The organism is Fictibacillus phosphorivorans (genome assembly GCF_023715845.1).
Taxonomy (GTDB): Bacteria; Bacillota; Bacilli; order Bacillales; family Fictibacillaceae; genus Fictibacillus; species Fictibacillus phosphorivorans_D.
Genome location: NZ_JAMBOR010000006.1, coordinates 14600 through 37473, shown reverse-complemented (window position 1 = coordinate 37473; position 22874 = coordinate 14600). Strand labels below are relative to the sequence as shown.

General features: G+C 40.8%; 25 protein-coding genes and 1 riboswitch. Of the genes, 18 read left to right on the top strand and 7 right to left on the bottom strand.

The genetic code is table 11. From position 1 onward, the window contains the following. Positions 1-49: 49 nt before the first annotated feature. The 7 genes from M3206_RS06720 (at position 50) to M3206_RS06690 (ending at position 7499) form a co-directional block, all read left to right on the top strand. Entirely contained in the window at positions 50-1096 is a 1047-nt protein-coding gene (locus M3206_RS06720; RefSeq protein ID WP_251311748.1) for an ABC transporter substrate-binding protein, read from the top strand. A 94-nt stretch (positions 1097-1190) separates the two neighbouring features. Continuing rightward, positions 1191-2300 carry an ABC transporter ATP-binding protein gene (locus tag M3206_RS06715; RefSeq protein WP_251311747.1) on the top strand — a complete coding sequence of 370 codons (1110 nt, stop codon included), beginning with the start codon at positions 1191-1193 and terminating at the stop codon, positions 2298-2300. After that, positions 2290-3945, top strand: coding sequence for an ABC transporter permease (locus M3206_RS06710; protein WP_251311746.1), 1656 nt, complete (start codon positions 2290-2292; stop codon positions 3943-3945). The genes M3206_RS06715 and M3206_RS06710 overlap by 11 nt, the downstream gene beginning before the upstream one ends. An 82-nt stretch (positions 3946-4027) precedes the next feature. Then, positions 4028-5740, top strand: a complete 1713-nt coding sequence (locus tag M3206_RS06705; protein ID WP_251311745.1) for a cache domain-containing sensor histidine kinase — start codon at positions 4028-4030, stop codon at positions 5738-5740. Next, a complete protein-coding gene (locus tag M3206_RS06700) occupies positions 5712-6530 on the top strand; it encodes a response regulator transcription factor (RefSeq protein ID WP_251311744.1) in 819 nt (272 codons plus the stop codon). Before M3206_RS06705 ends, M3206_RS06700 begins: the two co-directional genes overlap by 29 nt. 109 nt (positions 6531-6639) lie before the next feature. Beyond that, on the top strand, positions 6640-7134 hold the full coding sequence (locus M3206_RS06695; RefSeq protein WP_251311743.1) for a DinB family protein: 495 nt from the start codon (positions 6640-6642) through the stop codon (positions 7132-7134). A 128-nt stretch (positions 7135-7262) separates the two neighbouring features. Beyond that, positions 7263-7499 (top strand): hypothetical protein, encoded by a 237-nt coding sequence (locus M3206_RS06690; RefSeq protein ID WP_251311742.1) that lies wholly within the window; start codon positions 7263-7265, stop codon positions 7497-7499. Between the two features lie 58 nt (positions 7500-7557). On the opposite strand, the gene M3206_RS06685 is transcribed toward M3206_RS06690, so the two are convergent. From M3206_RS06685 to M3206_RS06675, 3 genes are all read right to left on the bottom strand, one after another. After that, entirely contained in the window at positions 7558-8064 is a 507-nt protein-coding gene (locus M3206_RS06685; RefSeq protein ID WP_251311847.1) for a DUF3231 family protein, read from the bottom strand. A gap of 156 nt (positions 8065-8220) precedes the next feature. Then, the gene (locus M3206_RS06680; protein ID WP_251311741.1) at positions 8221-8544 is read right to left on the bottom strand and encodes an ArsR/SmtB family transcription factor; all 324 of its coding nucleotides are present in this window, start codon (positions 8542-8544) and stop codon (positions 8221-8223) included. Continuing rightward, positions 8545-8961, bottom strand: coding sequence for an SRPBCC family protein (locus M3206_RS06675; RefSeq protein ID WP_251311740.1), 417 nt, complete (start codon positions 8959-8961; stop codon positions 8545-8547). 274 nt (positions 8962-9235) lie between these two features. On the opposite strand from M3206_RS06675, the gene M3206_RS06670 reads away from it, so the two are divergent. Together M3206_RS06670 and M3206_RS06665 are read left to right on the top strand one after the other, a co-directional pair. Then, entirely contained in the window at positions 9236-10732 is a 1497-nt protein-coding gene (locus M3206_RS06670) for a glycine betaine uptake BCCT transporter (protein ID WP_251311846.1), read from the top strand. 661 nt (positions 10733-11393) lie between these two features. Then, positions 11394-11930 carry a competence protein ComK gene (locus M3206_RS06665; protein WP_251311739.1) on the top strand — a complete coding sequence of 179 codons (537 nt, stop codon included), beginning with the start codon at positions 11394-11396 and terminating at the stop codon, positions 11928-11930. Positions 11931-12050: 120 nt separating this feature from the next. On the opposite strand, the gene M3206_RS06660 is transcribed toward M3206_RS06665, so the two are convergent. Both M3206_RS06660 and M3206_RS06655 read right to left on the bottom strand, forming a co-directional pair. Continuing rightward, a complete protein-coding gene (locus M3206_RS06660) occupies positions 12051-12920 on the bottom strand; it encodes an aminoglycoside phosphotransferase family protein (RefSeq protein ID WP_251311738.1) in 870 nt (289 codons plus the stop codon). 181 nt (positions 12921-13101) lie between these two features. Then, the gene (locus M3206_RS06655) at positions 13102-13239 is read right to left on the bottom strand and encodes a hypothetical protein (RefSeq protein ID WP_251311737.1); all 138 of its coding nucleotides are present in this window, start codon (positions 13237-13239) and stop codon (positions 13102-13104) included. 77 nt (positions 13240-13316) lie between these two features. Between M3206_RS06655 and M3206_RS06650 the strand changes: the two genes are divergently transcribed. From M3206_RS06650 to M3206_RS06640, 3 genes are all read left to right on the top strand, one after another. Continuing rightward, positions 13317-13637, top strand: coding sequence for an antibiotic biosynthesis monooxygenase family protein (locus tag M3206_RS06650; RefSeq protein WP_251311736.1), 321 nt, complete (start codon positions 13317-13319; stop codon positions 13635-13637). A 12-nt stretch (positions 13638-13649) separates the two neighbouring features. Beyond that, on the top strand, positions 13650-14117 hold the full coding sequence (locus M3206_RS06645) for a GNAT family N-acetyltransferase (protein ID WP_251311735.1): 468 nt from the start codon (positions 13650-13652) through the stop codon (positions 14115-14117). A 198-nt stretch (positions 14118-14315) separates the two neighbouring features. Beyond that, positions 14316-15803 carry an MDR family MFS transporter gene (locus M3206_RS06640; RefSeq protein ID WP_251311734.1) on the top strand — a complete coding sequence of 496 codons (1488 nt, stop codon included), beginning with the start codon at positions 14316-14318 and terminating at the stop codon, positions 15801-15803. 17 nt (positions 15804-15820) lie between these two features. Here M3206_RS06640 and M3206_RS06635 read toward each other — a convergent pair whose 3' ends face one another. Both M3206_RS06635 and M3206_RS06630 read right to left on the bottom strand, forming a co-directional pair. Then, positions 15821-16489 (bottom strand): AraC family transcriptional regulator, encoded by a 669-nt coding sequence (locus M3206_RS06635; protein WP_251311733.1) that lies wholly within the window; start codon positions 16487-16489, stop codon positions 15821-15823. Positions 16490-16636: 147 nt separating this feature from the next. Further along, positions 16637-17890 carry a cation:dicarboxylate symporter family transporter gene (locus M3206_RS06630; RefSeq protein WP_425590714.1) on the bottom strand — a complete coding sequence of 418 codons (1254 nt, stop codon included), beginning with the start codon at positions 17888-17890 and terminating at the stop codon, positions 16637-16639. A gap of 246 nt (positions 17891-18136) precedes the next feature. On the opposite strand from M3206_RS06630, the gene M3206_RS06625 reads away from it, so the two are divergent. The 6 genes from M3206_RS06625 to M3206_RS06600 all read left to right on the top strand — a co-directional run bounded on the left by M3206_RS06625 (position 18137) and on the right by M3206_RS06600 (position 22844). Beyond that, entirely contained in the window at positions 18137-18454 is a 318-nt protein-coding gene (locus tag M3206_RS06625; protein WP_251311731.1) for a hypothetical protein, read from the top strand. A 125-nt stretch (positions 18455-18579) separates the two neighbouring features. Further along, positions 18580-19080 carry a cation:proton antiporter regulatory subunit gene (locus M3206_RS06620; RefSeq protein ID WP_251311730.1) on the top strand — a complete coding sequence of 167 codons (501 nt, stop codon included), beginning with the start codon at positions 18580-18582 and terminating at the stop codon, positions 19078-19080. Next, positions 19077-20309, top strand: a complete 1233-nt coding sequence (locus tag M3206_RS06615) for a cation:proton antiporter (RefSeq protein ID WP_251311729.1) — start codon at positions 19077-19079, stop codon at positions 20307-20309. The genes M3206_RS06620 and M3206_RS06615 overlap by 4 nt, the downstream gene beginning before the upstream one ends. 216 nt (positions 20310-20525) lie before the next feature. Further along, positions 20526-20629: riboswitch (purine riboswitch) on the top strand. A 131-nt stretch (positions 20630-20760) separates the two neighbouring features. Further along, a complete protein-coding gene (locus M3206_RS06610) occupies positions 20761-21639 on the top strand; it encodes a 5'-methylthioadenosine/S-adenosylhomocysteine nucleosidase (protein WP_251311728.1) in 879 nt (292 codons plus the stop codon). Between the two features lie 497 nt (positions 21640-22136). Continuing rightward, positions 22137-22616 (top strand): DUF2975 domain-containing protein, encoded by a 480-nt coding sequence (locus M3206_RS06605; RefSeq protein WP_251311727.1) that lies wholly within the window; start codon positions 22137-22139, stop codon positions 22614-22616. Positions 22617-22625: 9 nt separating this feature from the next. After that, complete coding sequence (locus M3206_RS06600) at positions 22626-22844, top strand: helix-turn-helix domain-containing protein (RefSeq protein WP_251311726.1); 219 nt, start codon at positions 22626-22628, stop codon at positions 22842-22844. The last annotated feature ends 30 nt before the right edge of the window (positions 22845-22874 follow it).

Genomic DNA, 22874 nt, shown 5'->3' with positions numbered 1-22874 from the left:
ATGTAACAACAATGAAAACGCTTAAAAAAGGGATGGGGGAGATCGATTGATGAAAAAGAGCAAGTTTTTGTCAGCAGCATTAGTAGCCGCTTTAGGGATATCAGGAATCTTAACAGGCTGTTCATCAGAAGGTGATTCAGAAAAAACGGGTGGCAAGGGTGCAAGCAATGAGCTTGTGGTCTATTCACCGAATCCGATTGAATTCAACGAACCATTGGTGAAGGAGTTCGAGGATGAGACGGGCATTAAAGTAGAAGTCATCTCGGCAGGAGCAGGAGAACTTTTAAAAAGAATCGAGTCTGAAGGGGAAAATCCATTAGGTGACGTGATGTGGGGCGGCTCACTTTCTTCACTTGAACCATTTACGGATCATTTTGAGAAATATCAATCCAAGAATGAAGATAAGGTCATCGATGAATATAAAAACGAAGACGGTTATATTACACGGTTTTCTTTAGTTCCAAGTGTCATCATGGTGAACAAGAACCTTGCGGGTGATATGAAAATTGAGGGCTATGAAGATCTATTAAACAAAAAATTAAAAGGAAAGATCGCATTCGCTGATCCTTCGAAATCCTCTTCTTCTTTTGAACAGGTGATCAACCAATTGTATGCCATGGGTAATGGTGATCCCGAAAAAGGCTGGGACTATGTCGGCAAACTGATCGGAAACCTGGATCATAAATTATTGAGTGGCTCTTCTGCTGTGTATAAAGGTGTGGCTGATGGTGAATATTCGGTCGGGCTTACGTTTGAAGAACCTGTCGTCAACTACATGAACGATGGAGCACCTGTAGACATTGTGTATCCAAAAGAAGGAACAATTGTAAAGCCGGATGGAGTTGTCATTATCAAAGGTGCGAACAATCTAGAGAACGCTAAGAAGTTCGTTGATTTTATTACGAATGAAGAATCCCAGACTTTGGTGGCGAACGAATTAAACCGTCGTCCGATTTTATCTACTGTACAAATTAAAGAAGATATCGGCATGAAGCCATTGAAGGATATCCACTTAATTGAAGATGATCAAGAATGGTCCAATAAGAACAAAGAGATTATCCTTGATAAATTTAAAGATATTTTTACAAGTAATTAAACGGCATGTTGAGAGTATGAGTTGTTCGTGACTCATACTCTTTTAAAATAATCGGGGTTGCTAGATAGAGAGAGGCATAAGGAGGAGACAGACGTTGAGTACATCCATCAAGTTTGAACAAGTACGGAAAGACTATGATAAAAATACAGTGATCTCAAATTTAAATGTAATGATCAAGCCAGGGGAATTGTTTACCCTGTTAGGTCCGTCGGGGTGCGGGAAAACGACGTTGCTTCGAATGATTGCTGGATTTCACAGCATCGATGGTGGAACGATTTCCTTTGATGACCAGTCGATCAATGACATTCCTGCTCATAAGCGAAACATTGGGATGGTCTTTCAAAACTATGCGATCTTTCCGCATATGACTGTTTACAACAATGTGAAATATGGGCTGAAGAACCGGAAGATCAGCAAACAAGAAATGATCAAGCGTCTCGATGAGATCATTGAGACGGTACAAATCACGGCATACAAAGATCGTCTTCCAAATCGTCTGTCAGGGGGACAGCAGCAGCGTGTTGCTTTAGCGAGAGCGATCGTCATCCACCCGAAAGTGCTCTTAATGGATGAGCCGTTATCGAATCTCGATGCCAAGCTCAGAATCGATATGCGCCGGGCGATCAGTGAGATCCAACGATCAATCGGTATCACGACGGTTTATGTGACGCATGACCAGGAGGAAGCACTAGCCATCTCAGACCGGATCGCGGTTATGAAGGATGGATTCATTCAGCAGGTGGGCTATCCGGATACGATCTATTTAAGACCTTTTAACGCGTTTGTCGCTACTTTTATCGGGCATTCCAACCTCTTTACAGGTACCGTGGAAAAAGAGAATGGCACGACGTACGTTCATTTGACTAAGGATTACCGCGTCGCGATCGATACGTTAACTGAAGAAGCGCAAGCTGAGGCTTCGGTGATGATCGCGGTTCGTCCGGAAGAGTTTACTCTTTCTGAGGATCATACAGGCATCCGTGCTACGGTTAAACACCGCAACTTCCTTGGAAAATACATCAATTATGAACTTGTCCTTGATGATGGAAGGAGCATTGAATTCACACAAGATACGAACTTGAAAAATCGTTTCATTGAAGTGGGGGAAGTGGTTCATTTGGAAGCCATCCCAGAAAAGATCAATGTATTTACCGCAGATGGTGAGACAAGTCTCATAGCGGGAGTGACCCGATATGTGGAGTGAACTGAATCAGAAGCTAGACTTTTGGAATATCATGACACTGATCATGTTTCTCTTTTTTGCGGTATTCTTGATCTATCCGTTAGGCTCGTTGTTGCTCGGCAGTTTTCAAGGGAGTGATGGGTCCTTTACACTGGAACATTTCCAGACCTTTTTTGAAAAGAAATATTACTATCAATCACTGTTGCATAGCTTTGCAGTTACGATTTCGGTAACCGTTCTGTCGATCGCGATCGGTGTTCCGCTTGCTTATCTGATGGCGACCTTACAAATCCGCGGTAAAGGAATTATTGAGATTCTTATCATTATTTCCGTTCTTTCGCCTCCATTTATCGGAGCGTATTCCTGGATCCTGTTGCTGGGCAGGAGCGGGGTTGTCTCAAAGTTCTTCATGGAGCATTTTGGTGTAACCGTTCCAAGTATTTATGGGTTTAGCGGAATCCTATTAGTGTTTACGTTGAAATTATTCCCTTATATCTATTTATATGTTTCGGGTGCTTTAAAGAAGATGGACTCGTCTTTGAGTGAGGCGGCGGAAAGCTTAGGCGTGACGGGGATCAAGAAAATGACGACCCTCATCTTACCGCTTGTGCTGCCAACCGTATTAGCAGGTGCCATGCTTGTGTTTATGAACTCGCTGGCTGATTTCGGTACTCCGATGTTGATCGGCGAGGGATATTCGACCATGCCTGTTTTGATTTACTCGGAATTTATTAGTGAAGTAGGCGGAGATGCCCATTTTGCTGCGGCTCTATCAACGATTATGATACTGATTACAACGGTGATCTTTATCGCGCAAAAATATGTAGTCAACAAGAAATCCTATGAGATGAGCTCCCTTAGACCGATCCAACCTGCAAAGACAAAAGGGATAAAAAACGTATTAGCCCATTTGTTCATATATGTTATTGTTGGATTAGCGATCATTCCGCAAGTAACGGTGATCTATACCTCCTTCTTAAAAACAAGAGGAGCGATGTTTATCGATGGCTTTACGTTTGATAGCTATCGAAAAGTATTAGACCGCATGGGTGATTCCATCTTGAACACCTATGTGTATGGGATCATCGCACTTATCATCATCATTGTGCTCGGGATGCTCATCTCCTACGCGTCGGTAAGAAGGAAGAACTTTTTTACCTCGTTCATTGATACGATTGCGATGTTTCCTTATATCGTGCCAGGTTCGGTGCTGGGGATTACGCTATTGCTTGCCTTTAATAAAGCCCCTTTATTACTCAGCGGGACAGCAAGCATCTTGATCATATCGTATATCATCCGGCGTCTGCCTTACACCATGCGTTCGAGTGCGGCGATCATCTATCAGCTTAGTCCGAGTATGGAAGAAGCTTCGATCAGTTTAGGCTATTCACCCATGAGGACCTTTATCAATGTAACAGCGCGCCTCATGATGCCGGGCGTCTTAGCCGGGGCACTATTAAGTTGGATTACGGTCATCAATGAATTAAGTTCCTCTATTATTCTATTTACAGGGAATACGAGAACGATGTCTGTTGCCATCTATTCTGAAGTCATCAGGGCGAGTTATGGTACAGCTGCCGCACTATCGACGATCTTAACGGTTACAACAGTAGTTTCTCTCTTAATCTTCTTTAAGGTGACCGGTTCAAAAGAAGTTAGCTTATAATAAGATAGAAAAAGGCAACTCTATAGAAATGAGTTGTCTTTTTCTACATTGAATCTATCATCTTGGTAAAAGGGGCAGGCACATGGAACAAAGGATGAAGGTATCCAGTCTCTATCGTAAAGAGTTAAAACGGTCACTGATCGGCTTTGGAATCGTTCCGGTAGCCATCATCGTGTTCATCTTCTATAATCTCTTTTTCGTGATCAGCTATCAAATTTTAGAAGAGAACACGTATAACGAAGGGAAAAAAGTAGCCGATGAACTGCAGTTGAAATTCTCACAAATCTCAAACCAGAGCGTAAAACTAGCAAGTGAGATGGATATGGATCGATTAGAATTTAATAGTTCGTATCGCCAAGAGATGTACGGGAAGTTGTATAATGCAGTAAATGAACAAAAACTAAACAGCTTGTTTTTAGTTATAGATTCAGAGGGAAATGTGCTTGCCACCAACTGGACCGAGGAACCTGATGATAACCATAAGAACGCGGTATGGTACTTAAACAAACGGTTGAAAAAGGGTGATGAAGCGAAAAGCTTGATGTATCCGAACCGGCAAACGTTAAAGAACGACAGAGTCTTCTATAATATTGCTAACCCGATTTATGATAAGCATGGTCAGGTCACGGGTTATATCATTTTTAACCTGTTGGAGAACAAGTTCCGGCAGCAGATGAACAATGTGCATTATACCGATATCGTGATCACCGATCAGTATGAGAACAGTATCTTAACTTCGAATGAGATGCTCTTAACACAGGCCGGGAAATTGAGAGCCGTAGATGGCAACCGGTATATTTTAAATAAGATCTCTATGATGGACGAGACGATTCAAGTCCATTCGATTTTGTATATTAGTTTATTTAAGAAGCTTTATAAGATCGGGTTGTTTACACTGATTGGAGTCTTTCTCCTCATTACCATCGGAACGATTGCTTTTGCCAACCAATCGACAAGGAAAAAAATGCGGTCGATCGACCAATTGTTAGAAGTGATCACGAATGCCAAACAGGGGCATTTTAACCAGGAAGTCAAATTTGATAAAGAAGATGAGTTCCAGGTCATCGGAGTATATGTCCAACAGCTTCTTCACGATATTGATTGTTTAATAAAGGAGAACAACGAGTCGGTTAAAAGAAGTTCTCAAGCCGAACTGAAGCAGTTAGAGATGCAAATTGACCCGCATTTTTTATTTAACACCTTAGAGAACATTAAATATATAACGAAAATCAATCCTGCAAAAGCGGAGCGGTTAATTGTGATCCTCTCCAAATTACTCCGATATAGCATTAGCAATAATATGCAGTTCAATCGGATTGAAGCTGATATCAATTACTTGCGAGACTACCTGACTTTGCAGAAAACCCGCTTCGGCGATGCATTAGATTACACGATTGATGTTCAACCCGGAACCGAAGAGTATCCTCTTCCTAAACTGATTATTCAGCCACTCGTTGAGAATTCGATTAAATACGGTTTTCAAACCAAAGCAAACTTGAAGATTGAAATTCTGATACGGAGCACGAAAAAAGCGTTGTACTTAATTATTCGTGATCATGGGGAAGGGATCGAAAAGGAACGATTAAAAGCATTGAAAGATTCGCTTCTCGTTGAGGAAAATGATACGAATCATATCGGGATTTACAATGTGAATCGCAGAATCCGATTGTTATACGGTAAGCGGTACGGCTTACGAATCTTTAGTGAAAAGGGTGTAGGAACGCTTGTTGTGGTTCGATTGCCAATCATAAAGGAGGGAAGTTCGGATGATAACGGCATTGATAGTGGAGGATGAACAAATGATCCGCAAAGGGATGATGTATACGATCGACTGGAAGGGCATGCAGACGGAAATCATCGGTGAAGCCGCCAATGGCCAAGAAGGACTGGAGAAAATTATCGCGCTCAAGCCTGATCTTGTGATTACAGATATCAAGATGCCCATTTTAAATGGTACCGACATGATCCAAGAGGCTTCCCGCTTTCATGATTTTGAAACGGTTGTACTTTCCAGTTACAGTGATTTTGAGTATACGAAAAAATGCATCCAATTACAGGTCTTTGATTATTTGCTTAAACCCATTGATGAAGAGATTTTAAAAACAATGATGGATAAATTGGTACAAAAGATCAGAGAAAAAAAGAAGCAAGAAATCCTTCAGCAGAAAATGGACAAGTCTTCGATGAAGCTGCTTTTTCCGGAAAAAGAAGAGATGCGATCCTATAATACGTATACACGCAAAGTGATTGAAAGTATTCAGTCCCGATATGCGGAAAAGATCAATCTTGAGGATTTGGCGCAGGAATTGTGTGTGAGTTCCAGTTATTTAAGCCGAGTGTTTAAAAAGGATACGAATCGCACGTTCAACCATTTCCTAAATCAACAAAGAATCCAAGCCTCCATCCCCTTATTGCTATCGAAACAATACATGATGTATGAAATCGCCGAAAAAGTAGGCTTCAGTGATTACAAACAATATCATGCCGTATTCAATAAATATATGGGCTGTCCGCCAACTGAATTCATTCAGGGGGTTGAGGCGAAGCCTGTCACCTCTCGTGCACAGTCAAATGGGGAAGAATAAAGAGAACACCACTAAGATCATAAAGCGAGCTTAAAGGGTAACGACTCTTTAAGCTTTTTTTATGTTAAAATTATACATGTGTGAAAATTCCTTTAAGGAGAGTGGGAAGATGGATGTATTCGTGAGTCAGTATGATTGGATCCAGCGAACAAGGGAAACGTTATTTCGGTATTGTGAATCGATGACACCTGAGGATTATGTAAAAGAGATTGATAGTTTTGCCGGGGATTCGATCCGTAACCTGCATGTTCATGTCGTGAATTGCTACCGCATTTGGCTCGGGAATCGTGCGTTTGGAAAACCGCTTGCCGAGATCAAACCTGAATCCGTTCGAACCGTTTTAGAGATGCGCGAAATTTTTATGGAGAATGATGCGTTGGTCCATGAATTTCTGAATCGATTTAAAGGAGACTGGAATGAGTCCACGCTTGTCACATTTAGAAGCGGCAATCGCGCAGAGTTCACAGCTCTCTGGCTTTACACACATACCACAACCCACGAATTCCATCACAAAGGACAAATTGTAAAGATCGGCCGTATCCTCGGGTATATCCCGCCAGAAACGGATTTGATAGAACCGGAAATTCAAGCAGTGCAAAAGTAAAAGTGATAAATGGAGACAGCCATCTAATTTGAAATTAGATGGCTATCATTTTCTTATTGATTCAGTTCCTACTATATAATATAGAAAATTTACAGTTATAGTAAATATCGAAAAGGAGCGAAACAAAGATGAGCATAATTGGTAGAGTACTTCTTTTAGTTTATGTAATAATCGTGGTTCTTTGGCTTGCGAATTCCGAATACCTGTTTTCATTCGGCGGGCTAACTTTTTGGTTGTTTCTAATCCTGTTCGGTGTTCTTATTCATAATCAGATTAGTAAACTTTTTATTAAAAGGTTAATAAAGATATCTAATATAGTAGCACTAACTGCTGCGATCTACTATATAACCCGTTCAATGCCTTAAACGAAGTGTGATTTATAAGCATAAAAAAAGAGCAAAGAAATCTCTGCTCTTTTTTTACCTATTCACTTGCTTTAACTTGTAAAGGAGGAGGAACTAACCATCCTTTTTCTTTGTTTAATTTCAGCATCTTTGCACCAAATTGTGCTTTTGCCATATGAAATTGTCCGTACATAACTCCAATATCTTCACGAATGCTTTGACCAATCATGGTGCTGCAAGCCACGAGTCCTGCTGCCACATCTTTTGAAACAGAAGCACTGATTTCAGGATCAAGGAACCTTGCTCCTGGAGGAATATCTTCTAGTTTTGCTACCGGTCGCTCTGGGGGTGCAGGTGGTAATCCGACGCCATTCGCCTTCAGTAATTCTTCAATTTGCTTGTTCTCATTTTTAAGCCCTTCAATCGCTTCTTCAACCAGCTTTTTCAGATCGCTGTCGCCTGTATGGTTCGCAAACACTTGGTAGCCCGCGATCATTCCTTGATTGGTTAACAAGTGAGTCCAAGCTCCATATATTTCGCCGTAATGCATTGGCTCATCTTTTGGATTGCCACTTAAGATTCCCATAACTACACTCCTTATGTTTTGTTTAAAATTCATATGCTTTCTCCTTTTATAGAAAACCGTAACAAAAGTTAGTATGGGGCTATTATTTACTTTTATACTAAAAAAGAGACTGAATTAAAAACGCAAATACCTGCATTCTCATTCGTCTCTTTCACTTTATTTTTCGTCCTCAACTAAATGCTTCAGCATAGACAGTTTGTTCTCCCAGAACCTTTCGTAATAGGAGAGCCACTGCTTCACTTCGGTTAATGGTTCCGGATGCAGTTGATAGATCTTTTCGCGGCCTTCTTTGCGTCCCGAGATCAATTCAGCCTCTTTTAGGATGTTCAGGTGCTTGGTTACCGCCGTCCGGCTCATGTCAAAATGATCGGCGATCTCGGAGATTGGACGTTCACTTTCTGAGAGCAGGCGGAGGACTTCCCGTCTTGTCGGGTCAGCGATTGCTTTAAAAACATCATGTTTTTCAGCTGGTGCTGCCACTTAACCCTCAACCACCTTTTTCAGGTCTTGAACAATACCTACCCAGCCGCCGTTCATGCGGTCACGGATAACAGAGCTTTTTTCTCCTGCTTTGCCAACGATCTCATCTTCCTCTTTCCATCCGCTATGAATAAGTGTGAACTCTGTCTTATCCCCTTGCTCTTTTAATAAGAAGGTAACCACCCAGCCATCTGTATCCCAGCTAAAGGAAATCTTGTGAGGTTCGTCGATCACCAATACTTTGCATGGTGATGGGCCAAAAGGGGACTGGATATGAAATTCATGTCCTTCTTCTGCTTTAAAATCGTTCGGCATGAACCAAGATGATATGCCTTCTGCAGTAGAAACAGAACTCCATACCTTTTGAATCGGTGCGTTAAATAGAGCGGTTTGTTTAATATCTGGTAATGATGACATATGTTCAACTCCTCTTAAAATATAACCATTTGGTTTCGTGTTTAGAATATAACACCTTTTGGTTATGTGTCAATATAAAGGAATCAATTTCCTTTTATAGAAGAAAGAGTAATGGAAAGAAGTAAGCAGTGTCAGATTAGATTGGAGCAGCTTTTTTATTGTGTAATCATTTCTATAAACCGCAGAAAGTATGATAAACTGCTTTTTTATGAATACCTTTGTTTTTGTACATAATGAATAAGAGGTAAATTCTAGAAGGAAAGTGTGGTTGAATGTGAATCAGGTTACGAAAGTGTTTTGGTTTTCACTCGTCATCTCCATCATCTTTGTAGCGTGGGGTGTGATCTCACCGAAATATTTAGAGAGTGTGATGACGGTCTGGAAAGGGTTTTTCTTAAATAATTTTGGCTGGTATTATCAGTTGATTGCAACGTTCTTCCTTATATTCGCACTGTTCTTAGTGTTTAGTAAATACGGGAAAATTAAGTTAGGTAAGGACGAGGACAAGCCGGAGTTCAGCCGGCCGACGTGGTTTGCCATGCTATTCAGTGCTGGGATGGGGATCGGTCTCCTGTTCTTCGGTGTATCAGAGCCGATCTCCCATTTCTCTACACCGCCAGTTGGAGAAGGAGGGACCACGCAGGCTGCGAATATAGCGCTTCGCTATACCTATCTACACTGGGGGTTCCATGCCTGGGCGATATACGCGACGATCGCTTTGGTCTTGGCGTATTATAAGTTTCGGAAAGGTCTTCCTGGATTGATGAGTGTTACGCTCTATCCGCTAATTGGTGAAAAAGTGAAGGGACCAATTGGTACTGTCATTGATATTGTTGCAGTGTTTGCAACGATCTTTGGAGTGGCTGCCTCATTGGGCCTTGGTGCCGCACAGATTAATGTAGGAATGAACTATGTATTTGGCATTCCGAATAACTTTACGGTCCAGCTACTGATTATAGGTATCGTGACCTTGCTCTATCTTGTTTCTGCAGCAACAGGTGTCAAAAAAGGGATCAAGTATTTGAGTAATGCAAATCTGATATTGGCAGTAGTCATATTCTTTTTGTTTCTGTTCCTTGGTCCGACCGTTTTTTTACTTGATTTGATGGTGACGACGTTTGGTGGCTATATTCAGTATTTACCGAGCTTAGGACTTCGTCTCGCACCGTTTAATAAAGAAAATGCAACATGGGTGCAGGACTGGACGATTTTCTATTGGGCTTGGTGGATCGCATGGGCGCCGTTTGTCGGAACGTTCATCGCACGTGTTTCTAAAGGTAGGACAGTAAGGGAGTTCGTCATTGCGGTGTTGGTTATTCCTACACTCGTATGTGTGATCTGGTTTGCCGTGTTCGGTGGAACAGGAATCTATTTAGAGATATTCGAGAAATTAAAGGTATCTGAACAATCGCTAGAAACGGCGCTTTTCTTTGTGTATCAGCAGCTGCCGTTCGCGATGGTATTGATCGTTTTGACATTGTTCCTGATTTCGACGTTCTTTATTACATCGGCAGACTCGGCAACGTTCGTCTTGGGTATGCAGACGACAAACGGGAGCTTGAACCCGCCTAACGTTGTAAAAATCATCTGGGGACTTATCCTTTCTGCTTCAGCGATCGTCTTAATGCTCTCAGGAGGATTGAACGCGATGCAGACAGCCATTATCGTCAGCGCGTTCCCATTATCCTTTGTCCTTCTGCTCATGACGGCATCTTTACTTAAGTCGTTTAGAGAAGAGGTAAAGGGGAAGAAAAAGAAAAGGAAAGTATGAATGGAGGGGCTGGCTCAAAAGTGTACTAACTTTTGAGTTCAAGCCCTTTTTTATATGAAATACGAGAAAAAAGGGGACGTTTTGATGAATCAAAACTAGCTAAGATCTTAAACATTGCAAGAATTCAAACTAAAATGACCTCCTATCAAGCAGTTGTTAGTGCTAAGTAAGACTCGGCTCATCCAGTTTGAGCGAAAAAGCACTCATTCTGAGCGAAGATAAGGAATTTTGAGCGTAGCTCGACGATTCTGCGCGTAACTCGAGGATTTTGAGCGAAAAGTGGGTCATCTTGCGCGAACGTGTAACAAAATAAAAAAACACGTACCGTAAACTTCATTAAGACTATTGATTAAAGAAGGCTGACTCTGGTCAGCCATCATTTCATAAAAGATCCTTTTTTTAAACTCATCGTCGTAAGAGAACACAAAGGACCTCATAAATGGCCTATTAGGTAATCTTATTTTCCCTGTCGGTTAACAAATTTCTAAATATTTTAAAAATTTTGACGAAAAGTGTAGACTTGTGAAAAGTTGAATGGTAATATCTTACTAAATAGTACATCCTACAGGGGTAATTTGTACTATAAAATCTAAACAGGAGGAATAATGGGGTAGTTATTAGTTAAGTTGATTGAATAAAACTGAAATTTAGGAGGAAATGAATGAACTTCACATTAACGCATCAAAAAGTAAAGGATTACGAGATTAATGAAGATACGATGGCTATCGTTCCATTCATCAATGAGAGAGGAGCTGTATGTTCTGAAGTATATGAACGTGAAGCGGTCATCCTGGTTGAAAAGAAACCTTTACGTCTCATCAAAGATAACTGCCTGTACTATGGGGGCTCTTACGATGGAAAAAAGGAAGCAGCACGCATCAATATGGGAAAGATGTGCTTCGCTCCGATCATGATCGATTCAAAACTTGACCTCTATTTTTTCCCGATCCAATCACCACGAAACGATACCTGCATCTGGCTAGCACAACCTCACATCCGAAGAATTGATAGAACTGGTCATAAACGTTCCAGTGTTATTTTTTTCAACGGCATGGATCTGTCCATCGCTAACACCCGCGCTTCCTTATTAGGAAAACTCCATCGAGCCGCTCAATACAGAAGTGTTCTGATCAATCGAACCAATGAAAGAGAAAGAAGACGAGAACAAGTAAGAAATCGTGACCTGGTTCTTACATAGAACATGAACGAAAGAACGCCTGATGTGAAGTGATCAGGCGTTTTTGTTGGTAGATCTTCATCCGTTATGGGTCTGATCATTACTTCTTTATCGCTGTATGCCATAATTTTCTCCACGTTACTATTTGATAGCCGCCGACCTTACGATATCTTTCCAGTAAGCCCAGGACTGAAGGTATTCCTGAAGGTCTTCAGGATGATGAAGGGTGCATGTTGCCATTCTGAAGTAAAGACCGATTAACACTTCCTCGTACAACAATCTATCATTCTTGTTTTTTGCCGTTTGTAATCGGTTCGCACATGATTTTATTGTTTCTTTCGTTAAGTCATCGGGTGAAGAACAAAAAGCGTAGATTAAATCATACAGTGGATCACCGTGGACAGGAGTCGGATCGATTACACTAGTCAACTTTCCTTCATTAAAAATAAAATTATGGACACCGCAATCACCATGCAACAAGTATCGTTTCGTAGTGTCATTATTCCTGTCGGTGCTATTTACGAGATTCAGAACAAAGTCATGATCTTCTTTTTTGAGATAAGGATCCAACATGGTTCTTGAATCGTTTGCTCTTTTAAATAAGTAGTTTGACCACGAATCGGCGGGTTCATCTGTCCACCCCCAGCCGTCAGCTTTTTCAACAGGTCTATAGTGATTGATCAGATGGTCTGCCAGTGTCTGCAGCATCTCCTTTTTATGTTTACGAGGATAATTCACTGCACCGGAAACAAAAGTATAAACGATGTACCGATGAGACGGGTCTGTATATAAGAGGTCAGGCAAAAAATCAATATCCTTATAAAAAGCTAGAAAGTGAGATTCAGCTTCTAACACATGAGGCTCATTAAACTTTACAACGTATTGATTCGTTTTGTTGTCGTGAAGCAGGTATAGCTTGCTCGTTGTCCCGCCGCTTAATTGCTTTGTTTCTACGATCGGCTCTATCATTCCATTATTATTTAATTCGTGGATTACCGTCTTGATGTCCATCCAAACACCTCCACTATCAATTTAACATAATTCTCCAAGGTCGATGGGTAAAAGAGGAGATTCAAAACTAGTAACGAATTAAAAAACGTTTGGATTAAGAACTCAGGGATTTGCGTGGGAATTCAGCGGGGATGCGTTTTTCGCTGGAAAGTAAAAAAAGAGAAATAGGTGTCTATTTCTCTTACAGGTTATCTTCTTGTTCATAAGCGATCACTACTACTTTTTTGTTCGCTTGCTGGCTGAGCTTATCTTCCAGAGACTGAATCTCGTCGACCAGGTTCTCAGCAAGATTTGCAGCTTTAAAGTCTTTTGTGTTCATATTTTTCATCGCTCCTTTATAAAATATAGTCTTGCCATGAATAAAGGGGTGTATTCAAAGGTACGGGGGAATGTGATATGAGTAACTTTGCTAAAACACCGGAACCGCCTTATTATGCGGTGATTTTTACATCTAAACGAACCGAAGTGGATAAAGGGTACGGGACCATGGCTGAGAGAATGGTTGAGTTCGCATCAAAAGAAAAAGGATACCTGGGTATAGAGAGTGCACGTGAAGCTGATTTTGGGATTACTGTTTCGTATTGGGATTCATTAGAAGCGATTCAAAAGTGGAAAGAACATGCCGTACATAAGATCGCTCAAGAAAAAGGAAAAGCGGAGTGGTACAAAAACTATTCCGTCAGAATCAGCAAGGTAGAGAGGGATTATTCTTTTTGAGAGGGGAGTGGAATGAATTTGATCAAATTTAAGAAGATTGATTCAGAGAGCTGGCGAGCAGCGATGGAACTATCAGTAAGCCCTGAACAGGAAAAGTTCGTCGCATCTATTACTCCGCCTGTTGCAATCGCCCTTGCGAAAGCTTATATCAGACCTGACGGAAAAAACATCGAACCCTATTGTGTCTATCATTCAGGCGAAATGATCGACTTTTTCAATCTGCACTATACATTAGGCAGTAAGGAGGATTATTGGCTATTCCACTTTTTTATAGGGGAAAAATTTCAAAGAAGGGGTTATGGGTCTGAAACGATCAATGCGTTAATCCAGCACCTTAAACAGAACCATCCTTCCTGTCAGTGCCTACGTTTAACGGTCCATCCTGAAAATGAGGCGGGAAAGAAATTTTATCTGAAACTTGGATTTAAAGAAGAGCATATTCTCACATTCGGTGAGCCTACGTATTCTATTTCCATCTAATTTGAAATCCTAAAAATACCAGAAACAGCATGATTGTCAGTTTCTTCATAATCGTGGTATTATGTAGTGCGCGAATGTTTGTTCTAATGAAAATGTGTTAAACCTAATACAGATAAATTAACAAGAAGAACAACAGTCAATAAGTCGTTTCAAGGGTTATGCAAGTCTGTGTACACCATTTGAATGAAAGGAGAAAAAGTGAATAATCAAGATCATACATCAGAAACTAGGGGAACGTTCGGAAGCAAAGCTGACTTATTGTTAGTGATCATCATGATTCTAGGTGTGTTCGTGGCCATCTTAAACGAAACGCTTCTAAATGTTGCACTGACCAAAATCATGGATGACTTTGGCATCGAACCGAGTACCGCGCAATGGCTATCGACAGGATACCTCTTGGTCATTGGGGTCCTCATCCCGGTTACTGCTTATCTTATTCAGCGGTTTACGACAAGAACGTTGTTCCTCGGGGCAATGTCATTGTTTACTTTAGGAACTTTTATCGCCGCCATTTCACCTGGGATCGAATTCCTTATACTCGGAAGGCTGCTTCAAGCATCAGGTACTGGAGTGCTGTTTCCTCTACTGACAAATGTCGTGTTTGCTGTCGTTCCTTTTGAAAAAAGGGGATCGGCGATGGGGACGATCGGTATTGTCATTACCTTTGCTCCAGCGATCGGACCGACACTCTCAGGAATTGTAGTTGAGCATTTTAGCTGGCGAGTGCTTTTTTACGGTGTGCTGCCGATTGCACTCCTCGTAATTGGATTTGCTTTGGCGAAGCTTAAGAACGTGACCGAGACAAGGAATCCAAAAGTCGATCTCATCTCGCTCCTGCTCTCTACAGTAGGGTTCGGGGGAATTGTTTATGGCTTCAGCAGCTCGGGGGAAGGTAGCGGAGGATGGTCGAGCCATGAGGTGTTGATTCCGATCATCGTCGGGGTCATCGCTTTAGTTCTGTTTACATGGAGACAATTGACTATCTCAGAGCCACTCTTAGATCTACGTACGTTTAAGTACAGCATATTTAGAATGTCGACCATGATCATGATGATTATCATGATGGCGATGTTTTCGGCCATGTTGCTGCTGCCGATTTATCTTCAAAATGCCCTAGGATACAGTCCTTTAAAAGCAGGACTGATCATGCTCCCAGGTGGTATTGTGATGGGGATTATGTCTCCGATCACAGGTCGTTTGTTTGATAAATTCGGTGCAAAGTGGCTTGCATTGATCGGGTTAGGACTCGTTGCTATCACGCTTTTACAATTTGCATTTATCGATTTAACCACAGCTTACTTGACGATCATGATCTTCAATACCTTGTTGATGTTAGGTATTTCGATGGTTATGATGCCGATCATGACGAATGCACTGAATGAACTGCCGCCTCCGTTATATCCGCATGGAACGGCGATTATCAGTACGCTCCAACAAGTAGCGGGTGCTGTTGGAACAGCATTGCTCGTTTCGGTCATGACAAATCGGTCTGCTCAATTCTTAGAGAATGAGGGAATGAAGGAAGACGGCGTTACGATGCAGATTCTCGCTATGATTGCCGGAATGAAGAGCGCATTCCTGCTTGCTTTCGGATTAGTTGTGATTGCCTGGATCGTTTCCTTCTTTATTAAACGAGCGGTTCCGCAAGCTCCAGCTATGAAAGCCGAGCCAGAAACGCAACAATAAAAAGAAAGCCGATTATCTCACTTTTGTTGAGTTAATCGGCTTTTTTTAATCATATCCAGATATTGAAGATCCCCTAGACCATACTCCTTATAGTTCTTGAAAAGTTTAGTTGTCAGTTCATCATCTGAGAGATGTAAGTTTTCCTGGATGAACCTCATGATCTCATTGTCTTCTTTTAAATAATCTAAATAAAGTTCGACTCCCTTTTTTAAAGGCGCGAGATTGATAGAATCTGGCATCGTTTTCTCCATCAAAACGAGTTTGTAAAGCTCATAATATCCTTGAGCTCGTATGGTATAGTGTTCGATTGGTTGAAAGTGATCATCAACGATATGGAGTGTAATCGTGCTTTGATGATTGGCTTGATCGAGCCAGGCGAGAATGGTCAGATAATTGATCTGGCAAAACATATCAGCATCAAACCAGAGTTCAACTCTTTCAAACTCGTGATTTAACAATGGCTGAAGGGGCTGTAACGTGATTTTCGTATATTCATCAACTGTCACGTGGTGGACCATTGAACGAATCTCTGAAAATTTTTTGGAAAAGATGTCTGACAGGGTTTTTCCAACACACATCGCTTCGTTAAAAGGAATGTTCCTTTCATCTTCAAGGTAGTTTGTTTCTGAGAAATGCTTGTCCATTACTTGGCCGTTTAGAATATGTAGAATGTGATTTGATGACAACGCAACAACCTCCTATAAAACGTCTGGGAATACAAACTCATCATGCTTATATTTTATAAAATAATCAAGTAACTCTGGATGAAAAGGAAGAATAAAAAATAAAAGAACCGTGTCAGCATGATTGCCGACACGGTTCTTCTCATTTAATTAGCTTACTTGTCTGCGGTACTCTTCAGCTTTTATCGGATTGTATTGACCTTCCCATTTAGACATAACAACAGCTGCAAGGGAGTTACCCACAACGTTAACTGCCGTACGTGCCATATCTAGGATTCTATCAATACCAGCGATGAATGCTAATCCTTCAAGCGGAATTCCAACAGTACCAAGCGTTGCTAATAGAACAACGAACGATACGCCAGGAACACCTGCGATTCCCTTAGACGTTACCATCAACACAAGTAAAAGGGAAATCTGTTCAGCAATCGAAATTTCGATGCCATACATTTGGGCAATGAATAATGCCGCAATTGCTTGATAGAGAGTAGATCCGTCCAGGTTGAACGAATAACCTGTCGGAATTACGAAAGAAGTGATGGCTTTTGGACATCCGAACTTCTCCATTTTCTCCATCAGTTTTGGTAATACCGCTTCTGAGCTAGCTGTAGAATACGCTAAGATTAGTTCATCTTTTAAAATTTTGATCAGTGTAATAATGTTTACTTTCACCATCGCAGCTACCGCCCCTAATACGACGATGACGAAGAAGAACATCGCACCGTATACGACTAGGACAAGCTTGCTTAATGGGATTAAGGATTCTACACCGAACTTAGATACAGTCACACCGATCAGTGCAAATACACCGAATGGAGCCAGTTTCATGATTTGGTTTGTGATATAGAACATGGCATCGGCTGTTCCTTGGAAGAACGCTAATACCGGTTTACCTCGTTCACCGATCGCTGCAATCCCGAGTCCGAATAACACGGAAAAGAAGATGATCGCAAGCATATCTCCTTGAGCCAATGATTCAAAAAGGTTCGTTGGAACGATGTTAATAAATGTGTCCGCTATACCGTGACTTTCCACAGATTCCGTTGTTTTAACGTAACTGGAAATATCCCCTTTTGACAACGTTTTCATATCCACGCCTGCTCCAGGCTGGAAGATGTTAGCGACGAATAGACCGACCACAATTGCTATCGTGGTAATGATTTCAAAATACAGAATGGTTTTTCCACCTAGACGCCCTAATTGTTTAATGTCCCCAACACTTGCTACACCCACGATCAAACTCGAAATGACGATCGGGATGACGATCATTTTAATCAAACGGATAAAAATATCTCCAATTGGCTGTAAGTAGCCCTGTACGGTTTCATTTCCGTAGAACAATGCACCGATCAAGATACCGAATGCTAGTCCGATCAAAATTTGCCAAGCTAAACTAATTCTTATTTTCTTCAATTTGGATCACCTTCTTCTTGTTGTAATGTTCGAGTTGTCTGCATGAAGAATATTTTAGTCAGAAAATTAAATGATTGTCAAACTTAAATATTGGCAAATGAAACGATTTTTATAGGAAAACAACGGTTTTTGGGCAAAAAAAAAGCATGAGGAATGCGCCTATAGATGCTTTTGTGCTTTACTTCAATTAAGTAAATGCATATGTTAAAATTAATCTTAGAAAGGGGGGAGTAAGAATTGCGGAAGATTTTGTTGTGGGCTTTGCTGTTTGTGTTTGCCGGAACATCACTTGTCCCAAACTATAACATGAAAAACCTTTCATCCTCGAATGATGAATTTGATTTTTCCTCGGTTGAATCCTTCGATTCCTCAAACATTATTGGCGAATATCCAACAAAAAGTAAGAAATTAAAAAAGAGTCAAATGGCGATCCAGTTAAACAACAAACAGATGGAAACGAAACTGCCCGTCGCGCATTTTCAACCTTATAGTGAACGTACTCACAAGGACGCCATATTTCTTACTCCTTATCAATTCGAATCGAATTACCTCTGACGATCATACAATATCCTTTTTATTCTTAAGAACCCTTATACAACAAGGGGTTAATTCTTAGTTTAAAAAGTTAAACTCATCAATTATTCCTTTGTTAAACCTAAAAAGAATAAAAGGAGATTGTTATGATCGTAAAAGAAATCGAATTACCCGGAATCGGCAGAAAATTTGAAGTAGAAATCGCAAATGGAGACAAAGTGGTAGTTATTATTCATGACGATGGACGTCGGGAGATCTACCATTTTGATAAAGAAGATTATGAAGAAAGTTTGTCATCCGTAACGTTAAGTGATACGGAAGCCAGACAGTTCGCAGCCATCATCGGCGGTATGATCTATCGTCCAAAAGCTATCGAAAGCATTGAGATGGCGTTTGATGAACTGATGATCGAATGGTATAAAATTGAACGAGGCGCTTATGCGGTTAATAAAACCATTGGTGAATTGGACATCCGCCAACAATATGAGATTTCTGTAATTGCCATTGTAAAAGGGAATGAAAAGGTGCTGAACCCTGGACCTGAAACGATGATCCATGAAGGGGATATGATTGTCCTCTCAGGGGAAAGAGCTGGTGTGAAGAAAATCATTAAAGAAATGTTCTCTACTGAGGTGGCCGGTGAATGACGAATCACCTCGTACTTGAAGTTGGAACAGCTCTTATTATTATCGCTATCGCAGCTTTACTCGCAAACAAATTGAAATTTTCCATCATTCCATTCTTGATTATATTTGGAATGTTGGTTGGTCCCCATGCACCGGTCGTTGGTGTGTTGGATTTTACGTTTATAAACAGTAATGAGATCATCACCTTTTTTGGCAGGGTTGGTGTATTGTTTCTGTTGTTTTATCTTGGTTTAGAGTTCTCGGTAGGAAAGTTAGTGCGGTCGGGTAAAAATATTGCCGTCGGAGGCAGTATCTATATTCTGATTAACTTTACGTTAGGGTTGCTCTATGCTTTCGTTATGGGCTTTGCCTTATTAGAAGTGCTCATTATAGCTGGAATTATAACCATTTCATCGAGTGCGATCGTCGCAAAAGTCATCGTTGATCTAAAACGAACCGCTAATCCCGAAACGGAACTGGTTCTTGGAATCATCATGTTCGAGGATATTTTCTTGGCCGTGTATCTATCGATCGTCTCCGGTTTGGTATTAGGAGATGCGACTTCTGTGTTGGGTGTAGTGAAGTCTATTTTGGTCGCGTTTAGCTACATGATCATGTTCTTTGTTATCGCACGAACGTGTACGAAGCATCTGAACAAGCTGCTTTCAATCACGTCCAATGAGATTTTTATCATTGTGATCCTTGCGACCTTATTCTTTGTCGCTGGATTTTCAGAGACGATTCATGTTGCAGAAGCGATCGGTGCCCTGCTTTTAGGATTAGTATTTTCTGAGACAGAGCACAGTGAACGGATCGAGCATATGATCATTCCTTTTAGAGACTTTTTCGGGGCGATCTTTTTCTTCAGTTTTGGTTTGAGTATAGACCCGTTCACACTGGGTGGCGCGGTCTGGCTTGCTCTAGGAGCCGTAATGATTACGATTCTCGGAAACTTTGTGGCCGGTATGATTGCGGGAAGGAAAGCTGGGCTATCTCATAAAGCGTCTTCTAACATCGGATTGACGATTGTTTCAAGAGGTGAGTTCTCCATTATTGTTGCTAATATCGGCATGGCCGGGGGATTAGCAACGGTATTAAAACCTTTTTCTGCGCTCTATGTATTGATCCTTGCTATCCTAGGTCCCTTACTCACGAAAGAATCGAAACGAATCTATTCGTTCTTGAACGGGATCTTTAAGTGGAAGGCAGAAAAAACATCGGTAAAAAGAAAAATAAAATTGAATGCGTAGTCTAACGAAGAAAAAGGTTTAGCTTTTTTCTGTGACAATACCATTTAAAGACCAAGTCACTTTTGTGATTTGGTCTTTTTTTAATGATTTTTTATTCCATTTTAAAGGAGATTTTGACAGGAAAACATAAAAACACGAACGATTATCATTTTTTTAAAATTAATATTCAGTTTTAGGTTGAAATCAGAAAAAATGTTTGCTATATTTGCAAAGTATTAAACTTGAAAAACGAATTCTCGTATATGCTCGGTAATATGGTCTGAGTGTTTCTACCCGGTTCCCAATGAAAGAACTGGACTACGAGTTGAAGTGCGGGGAAACTGCTTTATTTTGGTATGGCAAACCCTATTTCTTTACTTTAACTCCCGTAGTCTAGAGGTGGATTCACTTACTCTAGACTTTTTGTTTGAGCAGAATATGAGTAGTTCATGACAACGGAGGAGAAGCAACGATGATGAAACGAATGGGGAAAAAATACACAGTACTTGCAATTATCGCTGTATTATTTGTATCTGCAATTGCGGGTATTAACTTATCAGATCACGCTTTAGGGAAAGAAAAGCCGAGAAAGCCTATTATTATCCAAGGGCCAATGCCGATTGAAGCTGAGAACTTTGCAAAGCGTCTCGATCATGTGAAAGTTGAGAAATCTGGTAGCTTTGTATTCTATAAAGGGAAACTAGACAACTATCCTGTAATCGTAGCGAAGACTGGAAAAGGCATGGAGAACACAGCAGCAGCTACTGCTATTGCGATTGAAAAATATAAACCAGCAGCAATCATCAACCAAGGAACATCTGGTGGACATGATCCAAGCTTAAATGTTTTTGATGTTGTACTTGGAAAGCAAACTGTAAATCTAGGTTCATTAAAAACGCCTCATCTTGAAGAGAATGAGGGTATCAAACCTACTTCTTGGATTCCGATGGACTTGATGGCTTCAGAAGGAAGCGCTGGGGAAGATCCGGATGCTGAGAAAGCTCGTTATTTTGAAGGTGACAAAGAATTGCTTGCAGCAGCAAATGCGGTGAAAGACAAGTACACAAAAGGTAAAGTAATAGAAGGAACGATCGGTTCTGCAGACGTATGGAATAATGAAGTGGACCGTATCAAGTGGTTCCATGAGAACTTCGGAACTTCTGTTGAAGAGATGGAAGGGGCATCTGCGGCACAGATCTCTAAATCGTATGATGTACCATTCCTAGGAATCCGCGTGCTATCAAACAACAAAACGAACGGCGGAGCATACGATCCAACGACAGCAGCAGCGAATCAAGATTATGTGTACGAAGTAGTCAAAGAGTATATCGCAAAGAAAAAAAGTAAATAAAAAGTGATTTTAGGGGCTGACTCAAAAGTTTTTTGAGTTACAGCCCCTTTTTTATGTAAAACAAGAGAATAAAGGCCGTTTTGATGGATCAAAACCAGATGGACTACGCACTTTGTAAGATTCCAAGCAAAACGGCTGCCTATCAAGCTGTTTTTAGTGCTAAGTTAGACTGAATAAAGTACTTTTGCGCGAAAGTCTATCCTTTCTGAGCGAAGCTATGGAATGTTGAGCGTAGCTCGGCGATTCTGAGCGATACTCGAAGTTTTTGAGCGAAAATTGGGTCATATTGAGCGAACGTGTAACAGAATAAAAAAACACGTACCGTGAAATTGAATTGGGATCTATCGAAAGAAAGACTGCCGCTGAGCAGTCTTTTTTTATAAAATCATTACATATCTTATATTCGATAATAATATAATAAAAAACAATAATCATTTATTGTAAAACGATAAATTTTATATTAGAATGTGAGTATTAAATAGGTGAGGTGCTTGGTGATGAAACGAGAAACATTCTTTTTGAAATTCACTCTTTTTCTTATGGGACTTCCTGTTCTTGCATTATGTATCTTTATTGTGCCTGAGATCGCAGCGTTCTTTGCGGAATTAAACCCAACGCTAGACTTTTGGCAATATCCTTTTATGGTCGGGTTGTATGCATCAGCTATCGCATATTTTGCAGCTCTTTATCAGACGTATAAGCTTTTAACGTATATCGATAAGAACGAAGCTTTCTCGGAGTTATCTGTGAAATCAATACAGAATATCAAATACTGTGCGATCTGGATCAGCGGGCTGTTCGTTTTATGTTTGCCTCTCATCTATCTGATAGGAGAGGCTGATGATGCGCCTGGAATTATCGTGATCGGGATGGTCATCATTTTTGGCAGCACGGTGATCGCAGTCTTTGCGGCTGTCCTTCAAAAGCTATTAAAAAATGCGATCGATATCAAATCGGAAAATGATTTAACGGTCTGAGGTGAAAACATGGCGATTATAATCAATATCGATGTGATGCTGGCGAAACGAAAAATGAGTGTAACCGAACTTTCGGATAAGGTTGGCATTACAATGGCTAATCTTTCAATCTTAAAAAACGGAAAAGCAAAAGCGATCCGTATATCTACGTTGGATGCGATCTGTAAAGCGTTAGATTGTCAGCCAGGTGATCTTTTAGAATACAAAAGTGACGAAGACAGCCAGTAGGTTTGTCCTAAAAATAGTGCGGAGGCATGA